This window comes from Burkholderia plantarii (genome assembly GCF_001411805.1).
GTDB classification, from domain to species: Bacteria; Pseudomonadota; Gammaproteobacteria; order Burkholderiales; family Burkholderiaceae; genus Burkholderia; species Burkholderia plantarii.
In genome coordinates this window covers 3705329-3721143 of sequence record NZ_CP007212.1, presented here as the reverse complement: position 1 = coordinate 3721143, position 15815 = coordinate 3705329, and the positions used below count along the sequence as shown (strand labels likewise).

13 protein-coding genes are annotated in these 15815 nt (G+C 67.5%); 11 read left to right on the top strand and 2 right to left on the bottom strand.

The window, feature by feature from the left end; translation table 11 throughout:
- Window positions 1-29: 29 nt before the first annotated feature.
- A complete protein-coding gene (queF, locus tag bpln_RS15930; protein ID WP_042626004.1) occupies window positions 30-854 on the bottom strand; it encodes an NADPH-dependent 7-cyano-7-deazaguanine reductase QueF in 825 nt (274 codons plus the stop codon).
- Between the two features lie 17 nt (window positions 855-871).
- Window positions 872-2395 (bottom strand): threonine ammonia-lyase, biosynthetic, encoded by a 1524-nt coding sequence (gene ilvA / locus bpln_RS15925; protein ID WP_055139257.1) that lies wholly within the window; start codon window positions 2393-2395, stop codon window positions 872-874.
- Window positions 2396-2889: 494 nt separating this feature from the next.
- On the opposite strand from ilvA, the gene bpln_RS15920 reads away from it, so the two are divergent.
- The 11 genes from bpln_RS15920 (at window position 2890) to aspS (ending at window position 15718) form a co-directional block, all read left to right on the top strand.
- Complete coding sequence (locus tag bpln_RS15920; RefSeq protein WP_055139256.1) at window positions 2890-6903, top strand: DUF3683 domain-containing protein; 4014 nt, start codon at window positions 2890-2892, stop codon at window positions 6901-6903.
- 33 nt (window positions 6904-6936) lie between these two features.
- On the top strand, window positions 6937-7383 hold the full coding sequence (locus bpln_RS15915) for an HIT family protein (RefSeq protein ID WP_042626001.1): 447 nt from the start codon (window positions 6937-6939) through the stop codon (window positions 7381-7383).
- On the top strand, window positions 7380-7793 hold the full coding sequence (locus tag bpln_RS15910; RefSeq protein ID WP_042626000.1) for a gamma-butyrobetaine hydroxylase family protein: 414 nt from the start codon (window positions 7380-7382) through the stop codon (window positions 7791-7793). Before bpln_RS15915 ends, bpln_RS15910 begins: the two co-directional genes overlap by 4 nt.
- A gap of 62 nt (window positions 7794-7855) precedes the next feature.
- Window positions 7856-8587: a bifunctional demethylmenaquinone methyltransferase/2-methoxy-6-polyprenyl-1,4-benzoquinol methylase UbiE gene (gene ubiE / locus bpln_RS15905; RefSeq protein ID WP_055139255.1), complete on the top strand. Its 732-nt coding sequence runs from the start codon at window positions 7856-7858 to the stop codon at window positions 8585-8587.
- Between the two features lie 42 nt (window positions 8588-8629).
- The gene (locus bpln_RS15900; RefSeq protein ID WP_055139254.1) at window positions 8630-9664 is read left to right on the top strand and encodes a TIM44-like domain-containing protein; all 1035 of its coding nucleotides are present in this window, start codon (window positions 8630-8632) and stop codon (window positions 9662-9664) included.
- A gap of 123 nt (window positions 9665-9787) precedes the next feature.
- Entirely contained in the window at window positions 9788-10432 is a 645-nt protein-coding gene (locus tag bpln_RS15895; protein WP_042625997.1) for a ubiquinone biosynthesis accessory factor UbiJ, read from the top strand.
- A 13-nt stretch (window positions 10433-10445) separates the two neighbouring features.
- Window positions 10446-12023: a ubiquinone biosynthesis regulatory protein kinase UbiB gene (gene ubiB, locus bpln_RS15890; protein ID WP_055139253.1), complete on the top strand. Its 1578-nt coding sequence runs from the start codon at window positions 10446-10448 to the stop codon at window positions 12021-12023.
- 13 nt (window positions 12024-12036) lie between these two features.
- A complete protein-coding gene (locus bpln_RS15885; protein WP_055139252.1) occupies window positions 12037-12744 on the top strand; it encodes a class I SAM-dependent methyltransferase in 708 nt (235 codons plus the stop codon).
- Window positions 12745-12788: 44 nt separating this feature from the next.
- Window positions 12789-13142: an FmdB family zinc ribbon protein gene (locus bpln_RS15880; RefSeq protein WP_055139251.1), complete on the top strand. Its 354-nt coding sequence runs from the start codon at window positions 12789-12791 to the stop codon at window positions 13140-13142.
- A gap of 70 nt (window positions 13143-13212) precedes the next feature.
- Window positions 13213-13863 carry a DUF502 domain-containing protein gene (locus bpln_RS15875; RefSeq protein WP_042625993.1) on the top strand — a complete coding sequence of 217 codons (651 nt, stop codon included), beginning with the start codon at window positions 13213-13215 and terminating at the stop codon, window positions 13861-13863.
- A gap of 55 nt (window positions 13864-13918) precedes the next feature.
- Entirely contained in the window at window positions 13919-15718 is a 1800-nt protein-coding gene (aspS, locus tag bpln_RS15870; RefSeq protein ID WP_042625992.1) for an aspartate--tRNA ligase, read from the top strand.
- Window positions 15719-15815: the final 97 nt, after the last annotated feature.

Sequence of the window (15815 nt, the reverse complement as noted above, 5' to 3'; positions counted from 1 at the left end):
TGTCGTTTCGGGCGCGCCCGCTGCCGCGCTTACTGCCGCGCGGTGCGCGCGTTGTCGGGCAGCGGCTGGTTGAAGTTGGTGCGGAACGGGTTGATGTCGAGGCCGCCGCGGCGCGTGTAGCGCGCGTAGACGGCCAGCTTCAGCGGCCGGCATTCGCGCAGGATGTCGACGAAGATTCGCTCGACGCACTGCTCGTGGAAGCCCGTGTGATTGCGGAACGAGATCAGGTAGCGCAGCAGCCCCGCGTGGTCGATCGGTGCGCCGACGTAATGAACCTGCACGCTGCCCCAGTCGGGTTGGCCCGTGACCGGGCAGTTCGACTTCAGCAGGTCCGACACCAGCGTTTCCTCGACCGGCGACTCGTCATGCGAGGCCGACAGCAGCGTCGGGTCCGGATGATAGACGTCGGTGTCGAGGTCGAGCCGGTCGAGCGAGAGGCCGTCGAGTTCCTCGAGCTTCAGTTTCGCGAACCCGGACGGCGAGGCCAGCTGCACCGCCACGCTCGCGCCGCAGGCGGCCGACACGTCGCGTTTGAGCGTGTCGCGCACGGCGTCGACCGAATCGAACGCGGTTTGCGCGAACGAGCCGAGATAGAGCTTGAACGACTTCGATTCGACGATGTGGGGCGAATCGGCCGGCACCAGAAACGTCGCCACCGCGATCTGCGGCTTGCCGCGCGGGGTGAGCCACGACAGTTCGTAGGCGTTCCAGATGTCGGTGCCGAAAAACGGCAGCGCCGCGCCGATGCCGATCTGCTCGCGCGCCCCGGCGCGCGGGATCGGGAACAGCAGCGAGGCGTCGTAGTCGGTCGTGTAGGCGGCGGCCTTGCCGAGCGGGGAATGTTCGGGAGTCATCGAGCGTTTCTCTGCAATCAGGACAGGAACAGCCGGTAGGCCGGGTTCGCGGTCTCTTCGTGATACGGATAGCCGAGCGTGGCCAGGAACCGGTCGAACGCCGCGTGATCGGCGCCCGGCACCTGCAGCCCGACCAGGATCGAGCTGTGGTCGGCGCCCTGGTTGCGGTAATGGAACAGGCTGATGTTCCAGTTCGGCGCCATCGCCGACAGGAACTTCATCAGCGCGCCCGGGCGCTCCGGGAACGTGAAGCGGAACAGCCGCTCGTCGCGCGAGAGCGGCGAGCGCCCGCCCACCATGTAGCGAATGTGATCCTTCGACAGTTCGTCGCCGGTCAGGTCGGCTGCCTCGAAGCCGTGCGCGGCGAAGTTCGCCGCGATCTCGGCCGATTCCCCTCGGCGGCGGATCTGCACGCCCACGAAAATGTGCGCCGCGTGCTCGTCGGCGATCCGGTAGTTGAACTCGGTCACGCTGCGCTCGCCCACCAGCTCGCAGAAACGCCGGAAGCTGCCGCGCTCCTCGGGGATCGTCACCGCGAACACCGCCTCGCGCGCCTCGCCCACCTCGGCGCGCTCGGCCACGAAGCGCATCCGGTCGAAGTTCATGTTGGCGCCCGAGGTGATCGCCACCAGCGTCTCGCCCTCGATGCCGTTATTCGCCGCGTAGCGCTTGGCCCCCGCCACGGCCAGCGCGCCGGCCGGCTCCAGCACGCTGCGCGTGTCCTGGAACACGTCCTTGATCGCCGCGCACAACGCGTCGGTATCCACCGTGATCACGTCGTCGAGCAGCTCGCGGCAGAGCCGGAAGGTTTCCTCGCCGACCAGCTTCACGGCCGTGCCGTCCGAGAACAGCCCGACCTCGGCCAGCGTCACGCGCTCGCCGGCGCGGATCGACTGCGCCATCGCGCAGGAATCCTCGGTCTGCACGCCGATCACGCGGATCTCGGGGCGCACCGCCTTCACGTAGGCGGCCACGCCGGCCGCCAGGCCGCCGCCGCCGATCGGCACGAAGATCGCGTGGATCGGCCCCTGGTGCTGGCGCAGCACTTCCATCGCGACCGTGCCCTGGCCCGCGATCACGTCGGGATCGTCGAACGGATGGACGAAGGTCAGCTCGCGCTGGCGCTGCACCTCGAGCGCGTGGGCGTAGGCGTCGCTGAACGATTCGCCGGCCTGGATCACCTCGACGGTCGGCCCGCCGTGCGCGCGCACCGCGTCGACCTTGACCTGCGGGGTGGTGACGGGCACCACGATCACGGCCTTCACGCCCAGGCGCGCAGCCGAGAACGCGACGCCCTGCGCGTGGTTGCCGGCCGAGGCGGTGATCACGCCGCGCGCGAGCGCGTCGGCGCTCAGGTGGACCATGCGGTTGTAGGCGCCGCGCAGCTTGAACGAGAACACGGGTTGATTGTCCTCGCGCTTGAGCCAGACGCGGTTGCGCACGCGCGCGGACAGGTTGCGCGCCGGTTCGAGCGCGGTTTCGACCGCCACGTCGTAGACGCGCGCGGTGAGGATCTTCTTCAGGTAATCGTGAGCAGCCATGACGGTCGCGCGGGTATCGACCGGCGCGCCAGAAAGCGGGGAAAATCGGGATTTTAGCGCCAACCCCGCCCCGGCAGGCCGGCTGGTCTGGTGACCGACCGGACGGACGGCGAATTCGATGACGAATCGGATGGCAAACGGGATCGTGAAGCGGCGGTCCGGCGACCTACCTGTTCTCGTAGTGCCGCCACCGGCGGGCCGCGCCGGCCGCGCCAGGCGCTCACGCGCACGCCCATCCTGGGTTAGAATTCTGTTTTGAATCAAGGATCGGAAGATGCAACGGCAGTTCCGGATTGTCCATTTGATGCCTTCCCCGCGCGCAGCCTGTCCCGCGGCGGTCCGGCACGCGCACTGCGCGCGATCGTGCTGATGGCTCCGAGCTCCGCCAGGCAGCCCCACGCCTGGTAACAGAAGATTTTCCCCAGATCCGCGCACCAAGCGCATGTCGGTGTCGTGCCTCCAGCGCACGGCCGGCCTTCCGAACTGTCCGAACCATGAACGCACCACAAGTTTTCGATCCGCATGGCGCGGCCGCCGCCGTCGTCGCCGACCTGAAACCGCGCCTGCGCGAAATCCCGTACAACTACACGTCGTTCTCGGATCGCGAGATCGTGATCCGCCTGCTGGGCGAGGAAGCCTGGTCGGCGCTCGACGAACTGCGCGGCGAACGCCGTACCGGCCGCTCGGCGCGCATGCTGTACGAAGTGCTCGGCGACATCTGGGTGGTGCGTCGCAATCCGTACCTGCAGGACGACCTGCTCGACAACCCGAAGCGCCGCCAGATGCTGGTGGATGCGCTGAACCACCGGCTCGCCGAGATCGACAAGCGCCGCCAGGCCGACCTCAGCACGCATGACGACGATGCGGGGCACGACCGGGCCTCGCGCGTGGCGCTGCTGACGGTGGCCGCGCGCGGCGCGGTGGACGCGTTCGCGCGCGAGTTCGAGCAGATGGCCGACCTGCGCCGCCGCGCCACCAAGGCGCTCGGCCGCTGCACGCGGAAGGACAACATTCGCTTCGACGGCCTCGCGCGCGTCTCGCACGTGACCGACGCCACCGACTGGCGCGTCGAATATCCGTTCGTGATCCTCACGCCCGACACCGAGGCCGAGATCGCCGCGCTCGTGAAGGCCTGCTTCGAGCTCGGCCTGACGGTGATTCCGCGCGGCGGCGGCACCGGCTACACGGGCGGCGCGGTGCCGCTCACGCCGTTCTCGGCCGTGATCAACACCGAGAAGCTCGAACAGCTCGGCGCGGTCGAGCTGACCGAGCTGCCCGGCGTCGCGCAGAAGGTGCCGACCATCTTCTCGGGCGCCGGCGTCGTCACGCGCCGCGTGACCGAAGCGGCCGAGGCGGCCGGCTACGTATTCGCGGTCGATCCGACCTCGCTCGACGCGTCGTGCATCGGCGGCAACGTCGCGATGAACGCCGGCGGCAAGAAGGCCGTGCTGTGGGGCACCGCGCTCGACAATCTGGCCTGGTGGCGGATGGTCGACCCGGACGGCAACTGGCTCGAGGTCACGCGCCACGAACACAATCAGGGCAAGATCCACGACATCGCGGTCGCGCGCTTCGAGCTGAAGTGGTTCGACGGCGCCCACGCGCCGGGCGAGAAGCTGCTGAAGAGCGAGATGCTCGAGATCGAGGGCCGGCGCTTCCGCAAGGAAGGGCTCGGCAAGGACGTCACCGACAAGTTCCTGGCGGGCCTGCCCGGCGTGCAGAAGGAGGGCTGCGACGGCCTCATCACCTCGGCGCGCTGGATCCTGCACAAGATGCCCGCGCACACGCGCACCGTCTGCCTCGAATTCTTCGGCCAGGCGCGCGAGGCGATCCCGAGCATCGTCGAGATCAAGGATTATCTGTTCGAGACCTCGAAGCAGGGCGGCGCGATCCTGGCCGGCCTCGAGCACCTCGACGAACGCTATCTGCGCGCGGTCGGCTACGCCACCAAGAGCAAGCGCAACGCGTTCCCGAAGATGGTGCTGATCGGCGACATCGTCGGCGATGACGCCGACGCGGTGGCCGCGGCCACCTCGGAAGTGATCCGGATGGCCAACGGCAAGAGCGGCGAGGGCTTCGTGGCCGTCAGCGCCGAGGCGCGCAAGCGCTTCTGGCTCGACCGCAGCCGCACCGCCGCGATCGCGAAGCACACCAACGCGTTCAAGATCAACGAAGACGTCGTGATCCCGCTGAACCGGATGGGCGAGTACACCGACGCGATCGAACGCATCAACATCGAGCTGTCGATCAAGAACAAGCTGCAGCTGCTCGACGCGCTCGACGCGTTCTTCCGCACCGGCGACCTGCCGCTCGGCAAGAGCGACGACGCCAACGAGATCCCGAGCGCCGAACTGCTCGAGGATCGCGTCCAGCACGCGCTCGAACTGCTGCGCCAGGTGCGCGCGCGCTGGGAATTCCTGCGCGACCGGCTCGACATGCCGCTGCGCGGGGCGCAGCACTACCTCGTGCAGCTCGGCCACGAGAAGCTCGCGGCCACCTTCGCGGCGCGCGCCGACGCGCAGCCCGAGGCGACCGTGTTCCACATCACGCAGGACCGCACGATCCGCGTGTCGTGGAAGCAGGAGCTGCGCGCGGAACTGCGTGCGATCTTCAACGGCGGCGCGTTCAAGCCGATCCTCGACGAAGCGCAGGCGATCCACAAGCGCGTGCTGCGCGGCCGCGTGTTCGTGGCGCTGCACATGCACGCCGGCGACGGTAACGTCCACACCAACATCCCGGTCAATTCCGACAACTACGAGATGCTGCAGGACGCGCACGTCGCGGTCGCGCGCATCATGCAGATCGCGCGTTCGCTCGACGGCGTGATCTCGGGCGAGCACGGCATCGGCATCACCAAGCTCGAGTTCCTGACCGAGGAGGAACTGCGCGAATTCCGCGAGTACAAGCATCGCGTCGATCCGCACGGCCGCTTCAACAAGGGCAAGCTGCTCGAGGGCGCGGACCTGCGCAACGCCTACACGCCGAGCTTCGGGCTGATGGGCTACGAGTCGCTGATCATGCAGCAGTCCGATATCGGCGCGATCGCCGAATCGGTCAAGGACTGCCTGCGCTGCGGCAAGTGCAAGCCGGTCTGCGCGACCCACGTGCCGCGCGCGAACCTGCTCTACAGCCCGCGCAACAAAATCCTTGCCACTTCGCTGCTGGTCGAGGCGTTCCTGTACGAGGAGCAGACCCGGCGCGGCGTGTCGATCCAGCACTGGGACGAGTTCAACGACGTGGCCGATCACTGCACGGTCTGCCACAAGTGCGCGACGCCCTGCCCGGTCAAGATCGACTTCGGCGACGTGACGATGAACATGCGCAACCTGCTGCGCAAGATGGGCAAGAAGAAGTTCAATCCGGGCCAGGCGGCCGGCATGTTCTTCCTGAACGCCACCAACCCGCAGACCATCAACGCCGCGCGCGGCGTGATGATGGGCGTCGGCTACAAGGCGCAGCGCCTGGCCAACGACATGCTGAAGAAGGTCACGAAGAAGCAGACGGCGCGCCCGCCCGCCACCACCGGCAAGGCGCCGGTGATCGAGCAGGTGATCCACTTCGTGAACAAGAAGATGCCGGGCAACCTGCCGAAGAAGACGGCGCGCGCGCTGCTCGACATCGAGGACAACAAGATCGTGCCGATCATCCGCAATCCGAAGACCACCTCGGTCGATTCGGAGGCGGTGTTCTACTTCCCGGGTTGCGGCTCGGAGCGGCTGTTCTCGCAGGTCGGGCTGGCGACCCAGGCGATGCTGTGGGAAGCCGGGGTGCAGACGGTGCTGCCGCCGGGCTACCTCTGCTGCGGTTATCCGCAGCGCGGCGCGGGCCAGTACGACAAGGCCGAGCAGATCGTCACCGACAATCGCGTGCTGTTCCACCGCATGGCGAACACGCTGAATTATCTCGATATCAAGACGGTGGTGGTGTCGTGCGGCACCTGCTACGACCAGCTCGCCGGCTACGAATTCGAGAAGATCTTCCCGGGCTGCCGGATCATCGACATCCACGAGTTCCTGCTCGAGAAGGGCATGAAGCTCGACGGCGTGTCGGGTACGCGCTACATGTACCACGACCCGTGCCATACGCCGATCAAGACGATGGACCCGGTCAAGCTCGTCAACGAACTGATGGGCGCCGAGAAGGACGGCTACAAGATCGCCAAGAACGACCGCTGCTGCGGCGAATCGGGCACGCTGGCGGTCACGCGGCCGGACGTCTCGACGCAGATCCGCTTCCGCAAGGAAGAAGAGATCCGCAAGGGCGCCGCGCAGTTGCGCAACATTCCGGTGGTGTCGGGCGACGGCGCGGCCGTGGCCGGCCAGGCCGATGTGAAGATCCTGACCAGCTGCCCGTCGTGCCTGCAGGGGCTGTCGCGCTACAACGAGGACGCCGGCATCGAGGCCGACTACATCGTCGTCGAGATCGCGCGCAGCATGCTCGGCGAAAACTGGATGGCGGACTATGTGGCGCGCGCCAACAACGGCGGGATCGAGCGCGTCCTGGTGTAAAGTCGGGGGCGTCCGACCTGTAAGGAATTGACGATGGATTGCGTATTCTGCCGCGAGGACGGTGGCGAGCTGCTCTGGAAGGACGACCTGCTGCGCGTCGTGCTCGCCACCGCCGAGACGGATTACCCGGGTTTCTGCCGCGTGATCTGGCACACGCACGTCGCCGAGTTCTCCGATCTCGACGAGCCCGCGCGCATGCATCTGATGCGCGTCGTGGCGGCCGTCGAGCGGGCCGTGCGCCGCGTGATGCAACCTGATAAGGTGAATCTCGCGAGCCTCGGCAACCAGGTGCCGCACGTCCACTGGCATGTGATTCCGCGCTTCTCGAACGATGCGCATTTCCCGCAGCCGGTCTGGGCGCCGCGCCAGCGCTCGGTGTCCGACGCGCTGCTGCGGCTGCGCTCGGCGCAGGCCACGCTGCTGCACAACGCGGTCCACGAGGAAATCGAACAGGCTTTGAACACGAGGCATTCTTCATGAGCGGCTTGACCCCGACCACGCCGATTCCGTCCGGCGTGGTTGTCCACGCGGTATCGCGCGTGCTTGAACTGCAATACCCGAACGGCGAGAGCTACCGCGTGCCGTTCGAGCTGATGCGCGTCTTCTCGCCGTCGGCCGAGGTGCGCGGCCACGGTCCCGGGCAGGAAATCCTGCAGACCGGCAAGCGCGGCGTGACCATCACGGCGCTCGAGGGCGTCGGCCACTACGCGCTGCAACCGACCTTCTCCGACGGCCATTCCACCGGCATCTACTCGTGGGATCTGCTGTACGAGCTGGCGACGCGCCAGGACGCGCTCTGGCGCGAGTATTTCGAGAAGCTGCAGGCGGCCGGCGTCGAACGCGACGCGCCGATGCCCTCGGCGGGCGGCCCGAGCGGCCACTGCCACTGACCACCGACTGATCCGACGGCGCCCTCCCGGCGCCGTCTTGCCATTTCCAGAGGATTCACGCGATGAGCAAAACCCACTTCGGCTTCGAGACCGTCGACGAGCAGGACAAGGCGAAAAAGGTGGCGGGAGTGTTCCACTCGGTCGCGAGCAACTACGACCTGATGAACGACCTGATGTCGGCCGGCATGCATCGCGCCTGGAAGGCGTTCACGATCGCGCAGGCGAACGTGCGGCCCGGCTACAAGGTGCTCGACATCGCGGCCGGCACCGGCGACCTGACGCGCGCGTTCGCGAAGGCGGCCGGCCCGACCGGCGAGGTCTGGCATACCGACATCAACGAATCGATGCTGCGCGTGGGCCGCGACCGGCTGCTCGACAAGGGCGTGGTCACGCCGTCGTTGCTCTGCGACGCCGAGAAGATCCCGTTTCCCGACAACCATTTCGACGTGGTGACGGTGGCGTTCGGGCTGCGCAACATGACCCACAAGGATGCCGCGCTGGCCGAGATGCGGCGCGTGACGCGGCCCGGCGGGCGCGTGATGGTGCTCGAATTCTCGAAAGTGTGGGCACCGCTCAAAAAAGCCTACGATCTGTATTCTTTCAAAGTATTACCGTGGCTGGGCGACAAGTTCGCGAAAGATGCCGGGAGTTACCAGTATCTTGCCGAGTCGATCCGGATGCATCCGGATCAGGACACGCTGAAGACGATGATGGAGCAGGCAGGCCTCGATGCTGTCAAATATTACAATTTGTCAGGTGGCGTGGTAGCGTTACACCACGGAACCAAGTACTAAGGGGTTCTGTCCATACAGTTGCCTTTCATTTTGGAGATAGCGATGTCCGAGTCCCGTGCGTTGAACAATGGCAGCAAGCAGCGGAGGCCGTGGGCACGACGGCTCGGCACGCTGTTCATGGTCGGCCTGCTCGCGGCCGGCACGCTCGCGTCGCTCGATGCAGAGGCGCGCCGCATGGGCGGCGGCCGCAGCGTCGGGCGTCAGTCCCAGATGGTGCAGCAGCGCCAGGCCACGCCGCCCGCCCAGCAGCCGATGCAGCAGGCCGCGCCGGCCCCGATGCAGCGCGGCGCGCAGCCGGCCCCGGCCGCCCAGCCCAATCGTTCGCGTTGGCTCGGGCCGATCGCCGGCCTCGCCGCCGGCCTCGGTATCGCGGCGTTGTTGTCGCACTTCGGGCTCGGCGGCGCGTTCGCCGGCATGATGGCGAACCTGATCGTGATCGCGCTGCTCGCGTTCGTCGGCATCTGGCTGGTGCGCAAGTTCATGAATCGCGGCCGCCGGCAGGAGCCGGCCTATGCGGGCTCGGGCTCGTCGATGAACCGCGGCTCCGACGGCGCGGCCAGCGGTGGTTATGCGGCCGGCAGCGCGAATTACTCGTCGACGCCGCAGCCCGCGTCGTCCAGCAGCTACGCGAACGAGGCGGCGAGCGTGTTCGGCGCCGGCACGGCAGCGGGCGTGGCGAACGGCGCGAACCCGGCGCCGCAGGTGCCGGCCGGCTTCGACACCGAGGCGTTCGTGCGCAACGCGAAGGTCTACTTCGTCAGGCTGCAGGCCGCCTGGGACCAGGGCAACATGGCCGACATCCGCGAATTCACCACGCCCGAGATGTTCGCCGAGGTGAAGATCGATCTCGATTCGCGCGGCGCGGGAAAGAATCAGACCGACGTGGTCCAGCTCGATGCCGACCTGCTCGGCGTCGAGCAGCACGGCAGCCAGTCCGAGGCGAGCGTGCGCTTCCACGGCCTGATCCGCGAGAATCCGGGCGCACCGGCCGAGTCGTTCGAGGAGGTCTGGAATCTGACCAAGTCGGGCAACGAAGGCTGGCTGCTGGCCGGCATCCAGCAGATCAACCTGCACTGAGCCTTGCGCCGGACCCGGCGCCCCGGATAAATCGGCCGACGCCGGAGCGGGGCCGGACCGATCCGACGTTACAATAGGAACCCGCGCGGGCACCCTGCCTGCGCGGGTTTTTTACTCAGTCCGATGACCTTTGCCGCCAAGTCTGTCGCCGCTGCCGTCAACCATCTGCTCGCCCGTGAATCGTGGGCGCGCGAACGCCTGATTCCCTACGCCGGGAAAACCGCCCGGCTCGAATTCCCGCCCGTTGCATTGTTGCTGCTGGTGCAGCCTGACGGCTATTTCGTCGCGCTCGAGGCTCACGAGGCGCCGCGGGTGGACGTGTCGATCGCGCTCGGCGGCGCGCAACGCTCGCCGCTCGACGCGCTCGCGGCGTTCGTGCAGGGCGGCCAGGCCGCCGCCATGAAGCACGTGAAGCTCGAGGGCGACGCCGAATTCGCGACCCAGCTCGCGAAGCTCGCCGAACACCTGCGCTGGGAGCCCGAGGAGGATCTCGCGCGCATCGTCGGCGACGCGGCCGCCCACCGGATCGCGACGCTCGTGCGCTCGGCCGGCGATCAGGCGCGCCGCACCGGCCGTAATCTGCTCGACTCGTTGACCGAATACTTTCTCGACGAGAATCCCCAGGTCGTGCGGCGTGCTGCGCTCGGCGATTTCGACGCCGAACTCGCGCGCGCGCGCGACGCGCTGGCCCGTATCGAAAAGCGGGTCGAGCGCCTGGAACAACGATCCGGCGCGCCGGCGGGCGGCAGCCCGCGCGGCGTGAACTGAGGGGCCGCACCGCATGCGCATTTTCCGTTTCATCAAAATCGTCTACACCGTGATCCGCTTCGGCCTCGACGAGGTCATGCTGTCGCGTATCGACGATCGTCGCGTCAAGCTGCTGCTGCGCATCACCACCATCGGCCGCCGCTTCTCCGATCCGCCCGCGGTGCGGCTGCGCCTCGCGCTAGAAAGCCTCGGCCCGATCTTCGTGAAGTTCGGCCAGGTGCTGTCCACGCGCCGCGACCTGCTGCCGGTCGATTTCGCGACCGAGCTCGCGAGGCTGCAGGACCGGGTGCCGCCGTTCGATTCGGCGGTGGCGATGTCGATCGTCGAGAAGTCGCTCGGCGCGCCGATCGGCGAGTACTTCGACGAATTCGATCCGGTGCCGGTGGCGAGCGCGTCGATCGCGCAGGTCCACTTCGCGAAGCTGAAGCAGGGGGTCCACGCGGGCAAGGCGGTGGCCGTCAAGGTGCTGCGCCCGAACATGCTGCCCGTGATCGATTCCGACATGGCGCTGCTGCGCGACATCGCGATCTGGGCCGAACGGCTCTGGCCGGACGGCCGGCGCCTGAAGCCGCGCGAGGTGGTGGCCGAATTCGACAAATACCTGCACGACGAGCTCGACCTGATGCGCGAGGCCGCCAACGGCAGCCAGCTGCGCCGCAACTTCGCCGGGCTCGACATCCTGCTGGTGCCCGAGATGTTCTGGGATTTCAGCTCGCAGTCGGTGCTCGTGATGGAGCGCATGTCGGGCGTGCCGATCAGCCAGATCGAGACGCTGCGCGCGGCCGGCGTCGACATCCCGAAGCTCGCGCGCGAGGGTGTGGAGATCTTCTTCACGCAGGTGTTCCGCGACGGTTTCTTCCATGCCGACATGCACCCGGGCAACATCCAGGTCAGCCTCGATCCGCAGCACTTCGGCCGCTATATCGCGCTCGATTTCGGGATCGTCGGCGCGCTGTCCGACTTCGACAAGAACTACCTCGCGCAGAACTTCCTCGCGTTTTTCAAGCGCGACTATCACCGCGTCGCGACGCTGCACCTCGAGTCGGGCTGGGTGCCGCCCAATACGCGCGTCGAGGAACTCGAGAGCGCGATCCGCGCCGTCTGCGAGCCGTATTTCGATCGCGCGCTGAAGGACATTTCGCTCGGCCAGGTGCTGATGCGGCTGTTCTCCACCTCGCGCCGCTTCAACGTCGAGATCCAGCCGCAGCTCGTGCTGCTGCAAAAGACCATGCTGAACGTCGAGGGGCTCGGCCGCTCGCTCGATCCCGAACTCGACCTCTGGAAGACGGCCAAGCCCTATCTCGAACGCTGGATGGCCGAGCAGATCGGCCTGCGCGGCTGGTACGAGCGCTTCAAGGTCGAGGCGCCGCAATGGAGCAAGACGCTGCCGCAGCTGCCGCGCCTGATCCATCACGCCTTCGCCGAGCGGCACAACTCGCCGCGCGCGGCTACCGACGAACTGATGCAGCAGATCCTGATCGAGCAGAAGCGCACCAACCGGCTGCTGCAGGCGCTGCTGGTGTTCGGCCTCGCGGTCGGCGTCGGGGCGATCGTCGCGCGCGTGCTGCTCGCGCTCGCGGCCGGCGCCTGACGCGGGCACGGCCATGAGTGAGCGCAGCCGCACGCCGGCCGCCGTCGCGGGCGGGTCGGGCGACCCGGCCTCGCCGGCGTCCAGGGCGGCCGGCGAGGCCGGCGCGGATTTCGCGCATCGCGATCCCGGCAGCGCCGCGTTCTGGGACGAGCGCTTCGACCGCGATTTCCTGCCCTGGGATCTCGCGCGCGTGCCGGAGGCATTCACCGCGTTCGCGGCTACGCTCGCGCCGTGTCCGGTGCTGGTGCCCGGTTGCGGCAGCGCGCACGAGGCGCAGTGGCTCGCGCGGGCCGGCTGGCCGGTCAAGGCGATCGATTTCTCGGCGAGCGCGGTGGGCGCGGCGCGCCGGCAACTCGGCGAGCATGCTGGCGTGGTCGAGCAGGCCGATTTCTTCGCCTATGCCCCGCCGTGGCGGCCGCAATGGATCTACGAGCGCGCGTTCCTCTGCGCGCTGCCGCCGGCGCGCTGGCCCGACTACGCGGCGCGCATGGCGGCGCTGCTGCCCGAGGGCGGCGTGCTGGCCGGCTGCTTCGTGCTGGGCGCGACGCGCAAGGGGCCGCCGTTCGGCATCGAGCGTGATGCGCTCGATGCGTTGTTGGGCGCCTGGTTCGTGCTCGAGCAGGCGCGGCCGGTCGCCGATTCGCTGCCGGTGTTCGAAGGGCGCGAAAGCTGGCTCACCTGGCGCCGAAACGGGCGGAGTACGGCGAGCTTTCGGATATAATTCAAGGTTTTGCAAGACGTTTCTAGTTTCCGCGGGAAAAAAACATGCCGATTTACGCCTACCGTTGCGATGCGTGCGGTTTCGCGAAGGACGTGCTCCAGAAGATGAGCGACGCGCCGCTGTCCGTTTGTCCCGAGTGCGGGAAGGATGCCTTCCGCAAGCAGGTGACGGCCGCCGGGTTCCAGTTGAAGGGCTCGGGTTGGTACGTGACCGACTTCCGGGGCGGCGCGGGCGGCAAGAGCGCGCCGGCCACGGGCACTGCGGACGGCGCCGGCGGCGAGGCCGCCAAGTCCGACGCGGCCACGCCGGCAGCGGCTTCGACTGCGGCGGCGCCGGCCGCCGGCGCGAGCCCCGCAGCCCCGGCCCCGGCCGCGCCGGCTGCGTCGAGCGACACTTGATGACGATCCGGCGCCCGATCCGGGTGCCGGCGTGTTCGTGCCGGGCACCGGCGCGGTTACCTCACGGCTGATGATGAAGAAGACGACCCTCAAAACGGTATTCCTGACCGGCCTCCTGGTCCTCGTCCCGCTCGCGATCACGCTGTGGGTGCTCGGTTCGGTGATCGGCATCATGGATCAGACGCTGCTGCTGCTGCCAGAATCGTGGCAACCGGAGCGTGTGCTCGGCTTCCATCTGCCCGGCATTGGCGCGCTGCTCACGCTCGCGTTCATCTTCATTGTCGGGCTGGCCACGCAGAATTTCATCGGCCAGAAGCTCATGACCTGGTGGAATGCCGTGGTGCGGCACATCCCGGTGGTCGGGCCGATCTACACGAGCGTCAAGCAGGTGTCCGACACGCTGCTGTCGAGCAGCGGCAACGCGTTCCGCAAGGCGCTGCTGATCGAGTATCCGCGCCGCGGCTCCTACACGATCGCGTTTCTGACCGGCGTGCCGGGCGGCGACGTGGTCAATCACCTGAAGGAAGAATACGTGAGCGTGTACGTGCCGACCACGCCGAACCCGACCTCCGGCTTCTTCCTGATGGTGCCCAAGAGCGAGGTCGTCGAGCTCGACATGTCGGTCGACGCCGCGCTGAAGTACATCGTCTCGATGGGCGTCGTCGCGCCGTCGGTGCCCGTGCCCGCACCCGCGCGTCCACCCGTCGAGCCTCCGCTGTAACGCCCTGGGTGTGCGTGTTGCGCCCCGTTGATCAAACCGAACGAAAGCAAACATCATGTCGATGCGAACTGAATACTGCGGTCTCGTGACCGAACACCTGCTGGGCCAAACCGTTTCGCTGTGCGGCTGGGTGCATCGCCGCCGCGATCACGGCGGTGTGATCTTCATCGACCTGCGCGATCGTGAGGGCCTCGTGCAGGTGGTGTGCGATCCGGACCGCGCGGAGATGTTCGCGGCGGCCGAGGGCGTGCGCAACGAGTTCTGCATCCAGGTGAAGGGCCTCGTGCGCGGCCGCCCGGACGGCACCATCAACGCGGGCCTGAAGAGCGGCAAGATCGAGGTGCTGTGCCACGAGCTGACGGTGCTGAACCCGTCGGTCACGCCGCCGTTCCAGCTCGACGACGATAACCTCTCCGAAACCACCCGCCTCACGCACCGCGTGCTCGACCTGCGCCGCCCGCAGATGCAGCACAACCTGCGCCTGCGCTACCGGGTGGCGATCGAGGTCCGCAAGTATCTCGACGAGCAGGGCTTCATCGACATCGAAACGCCGATGCTGACCAAGAGCACGCCGGAAGGCGCGCGCGACTATCTGGTGCCGTCGCGCGTCAACGCGGGCCAGTTCTTCGCGCTGCCGCAGTCGCCGCAGCTGTTCAAGCAGCTGCTGATGGTGGCGAACTTCGATCGCTACTACCAGATCACCAAGTGCTTCCGCGACGAGGATCTGCGCGCCGACCGCCAGCCCGAATTCACGCAGATCGACTGCGAGACCTCGTTCCTGGGCGAGCAGGAGATCCGCGACCTGTTCGAGGAAATGATCCGCCACGTCTTCCACAAGACGATCGGCGTCGAGCTGGGCGCGAAGTTCCCGGTGATGCCGTACTCGGAAGCGATGGCCCGCTTCGGCTCGGACAAGCCGGACCTGCGCGTGAAGCTCGAATTCACCGAGCTGACCGACGCGATGAAGGACGTCGATTTCAAGGTGTTCAGCACGCCGGCCAACACCAAGGACGGCCGCGTCGCGGCGCTGCGCGTGCCGAAGGGCAGCGAGCTGACGCGCGGCGACATCGACGGCTACACCGAGTTCGTGCGCATCTATGGCGCCAAGGGCCTCGCGTGGATCAAGGTCAACGAGAAGGCGAAGGGCCGCGACGGCCTGCAGAGCCCGATCGTGAAGAACCTGCACGACGCGTCGATCGCCGCGATCCTCGAGCGCACCGGCGCGCAGGACGGCGACATCATCTTCTTCGCGGCCGACCGCGCGAAGGTGGTCAACGACAGCCTCGGCGCGCTGCGCCTGAAGATCGGCCATTCGGAATTCGGCAAGGCCAACGGCCTCGTCGAGTCGGGCTGGAAGCCGCTGTGGGTGATCGACTTCCCGATGTTCGAGTACGACGACGAGGACGCGCGCTACGTGGCCGCGCACCATCCGTTCACGAGCCCGAAGGACGAGCACCTCGAGTACCTCGAAACGGACCCGGGCCGCTGCCTCGCGAAGGCCTACGACATGGTGCTGAACGGCTGGGAAATCGGTGGCGGTTCGGTGCGGATCTTCCAGGAAGACGTGCAGAGCAAGGTGTTCCGCGCGCTGAAGATCGGGCCGGAGGAAGCGCAGGCGAAGTTCGGCTTCCTGCTCGACGCGCTGCAGTACGGCGCCCCGCCGCACGGCGGGATCGCGTTCGGCCTCGACCGGATCATCACGATGATGGCCGGCGCCGATTCGATCCGCGACGTGATCGCGTTCCCGAAGACGCAGCGCGCGCAGGATCTGCTCACGCAGGCGCCGAGCCCGGTGGACGAGCGTCAGCTGAAGGAACTGCACATCCGCCTGCGCCAGCCGGAACAGAAGGCGTAACGCGGCGGCAGCCCGCGCCTGGCGCGGGTGGTGGCCGAATCGATAAAGCCCGGCCGGTGGCCACACCGGCCGGGCTTTTTTGTCGTGCGGCGCATGA

Coding starts and splice junctions, on each gene's coding strand:
- queF (WP_042626004.1), bottom strand. CDS start 854: ATGACTCCCGAACATTCCCCGCTCGGCAAGGCCGCCGCCTACACGACC.
- ilvA (WP_055139257.1), bottom strand. CDS start 2,395: ATGGCTGCTCACGATTACCTGAAGAAGATCCTCACCGCGCGCGTCTAC.
- bpln_RS15920 (WP_055139256.1), top strand. CDS start 2,890: ATGAACGCACCACAAGTTTTCGATCCGCATGGCGCGGCCGCCGCCGTC.
- bpln_RS15915 (WP_042626001.1), top strand. CDS start 6,937: ATGGATTGCGTATTCTGCCGCGAGGACGGTGGCGAGCTGCTCTGGAAG.
- bpln_RS15910 (WP_042626000.1), top strand. CDS start 7,380: ATGAGCGGCTTGACCCCGACCACGCCGATTCCGTCCGGCGTGGTTGTC.
- ubiE (WP_055139255.1), top strand. CDS start 7,856: ATGAGCAAAACCCACTTCGGCTTCGAGACCGTCGACGAGCAGGACAAG.
- bpln_RS15900 (WP_055139254.1), top strand. CDS start 8,630: ATGTCCGAGTCCCGTGCGTTGAACAATGGCAGCAAGCAGCGGAGGCCG.
- bpln_RS15895 (WP_042625997.1), top strand. CDS start 9,788: ATGACCTTTGCCGCCAAGTCTGTCGCCGCTGCCGTCAACCATCTGCTC.
- ubiB (WP_055139253.1), top strand. CDS start 10,446: ATGCGCATTTTCCGTTTCATCAAAATCGTCTACACCGTGATCCGCTTC.
- bpln_RS15885 (WP_055139252.1), top strand. CDS start 12,037: ATGAGTGAGCGCAGCCGCACGCCGGCCGCCGTCGCGGGCGGGTCGGGC.
- bpln_RS15880 (WP_055139251.1), top strand. CDS start 12,789: ATGCCGATTTACGCCTACCGTTGCGATGCGTGCGGTTTCGCGAAGGAC.
- bpln_RS15875 (WP_042625993.1), top strand. CDS start 13,213: ATGATGAAGAAGACGACCCTCAAAACGGTATTCCTGACCGGCCTCCTG.
- aspS (WP_042625992.1), top strand. CDS start 13,919: ATGTCGATGCGAACTGAATACTGCGGTCTCGTGACCGAACACCTGCTG.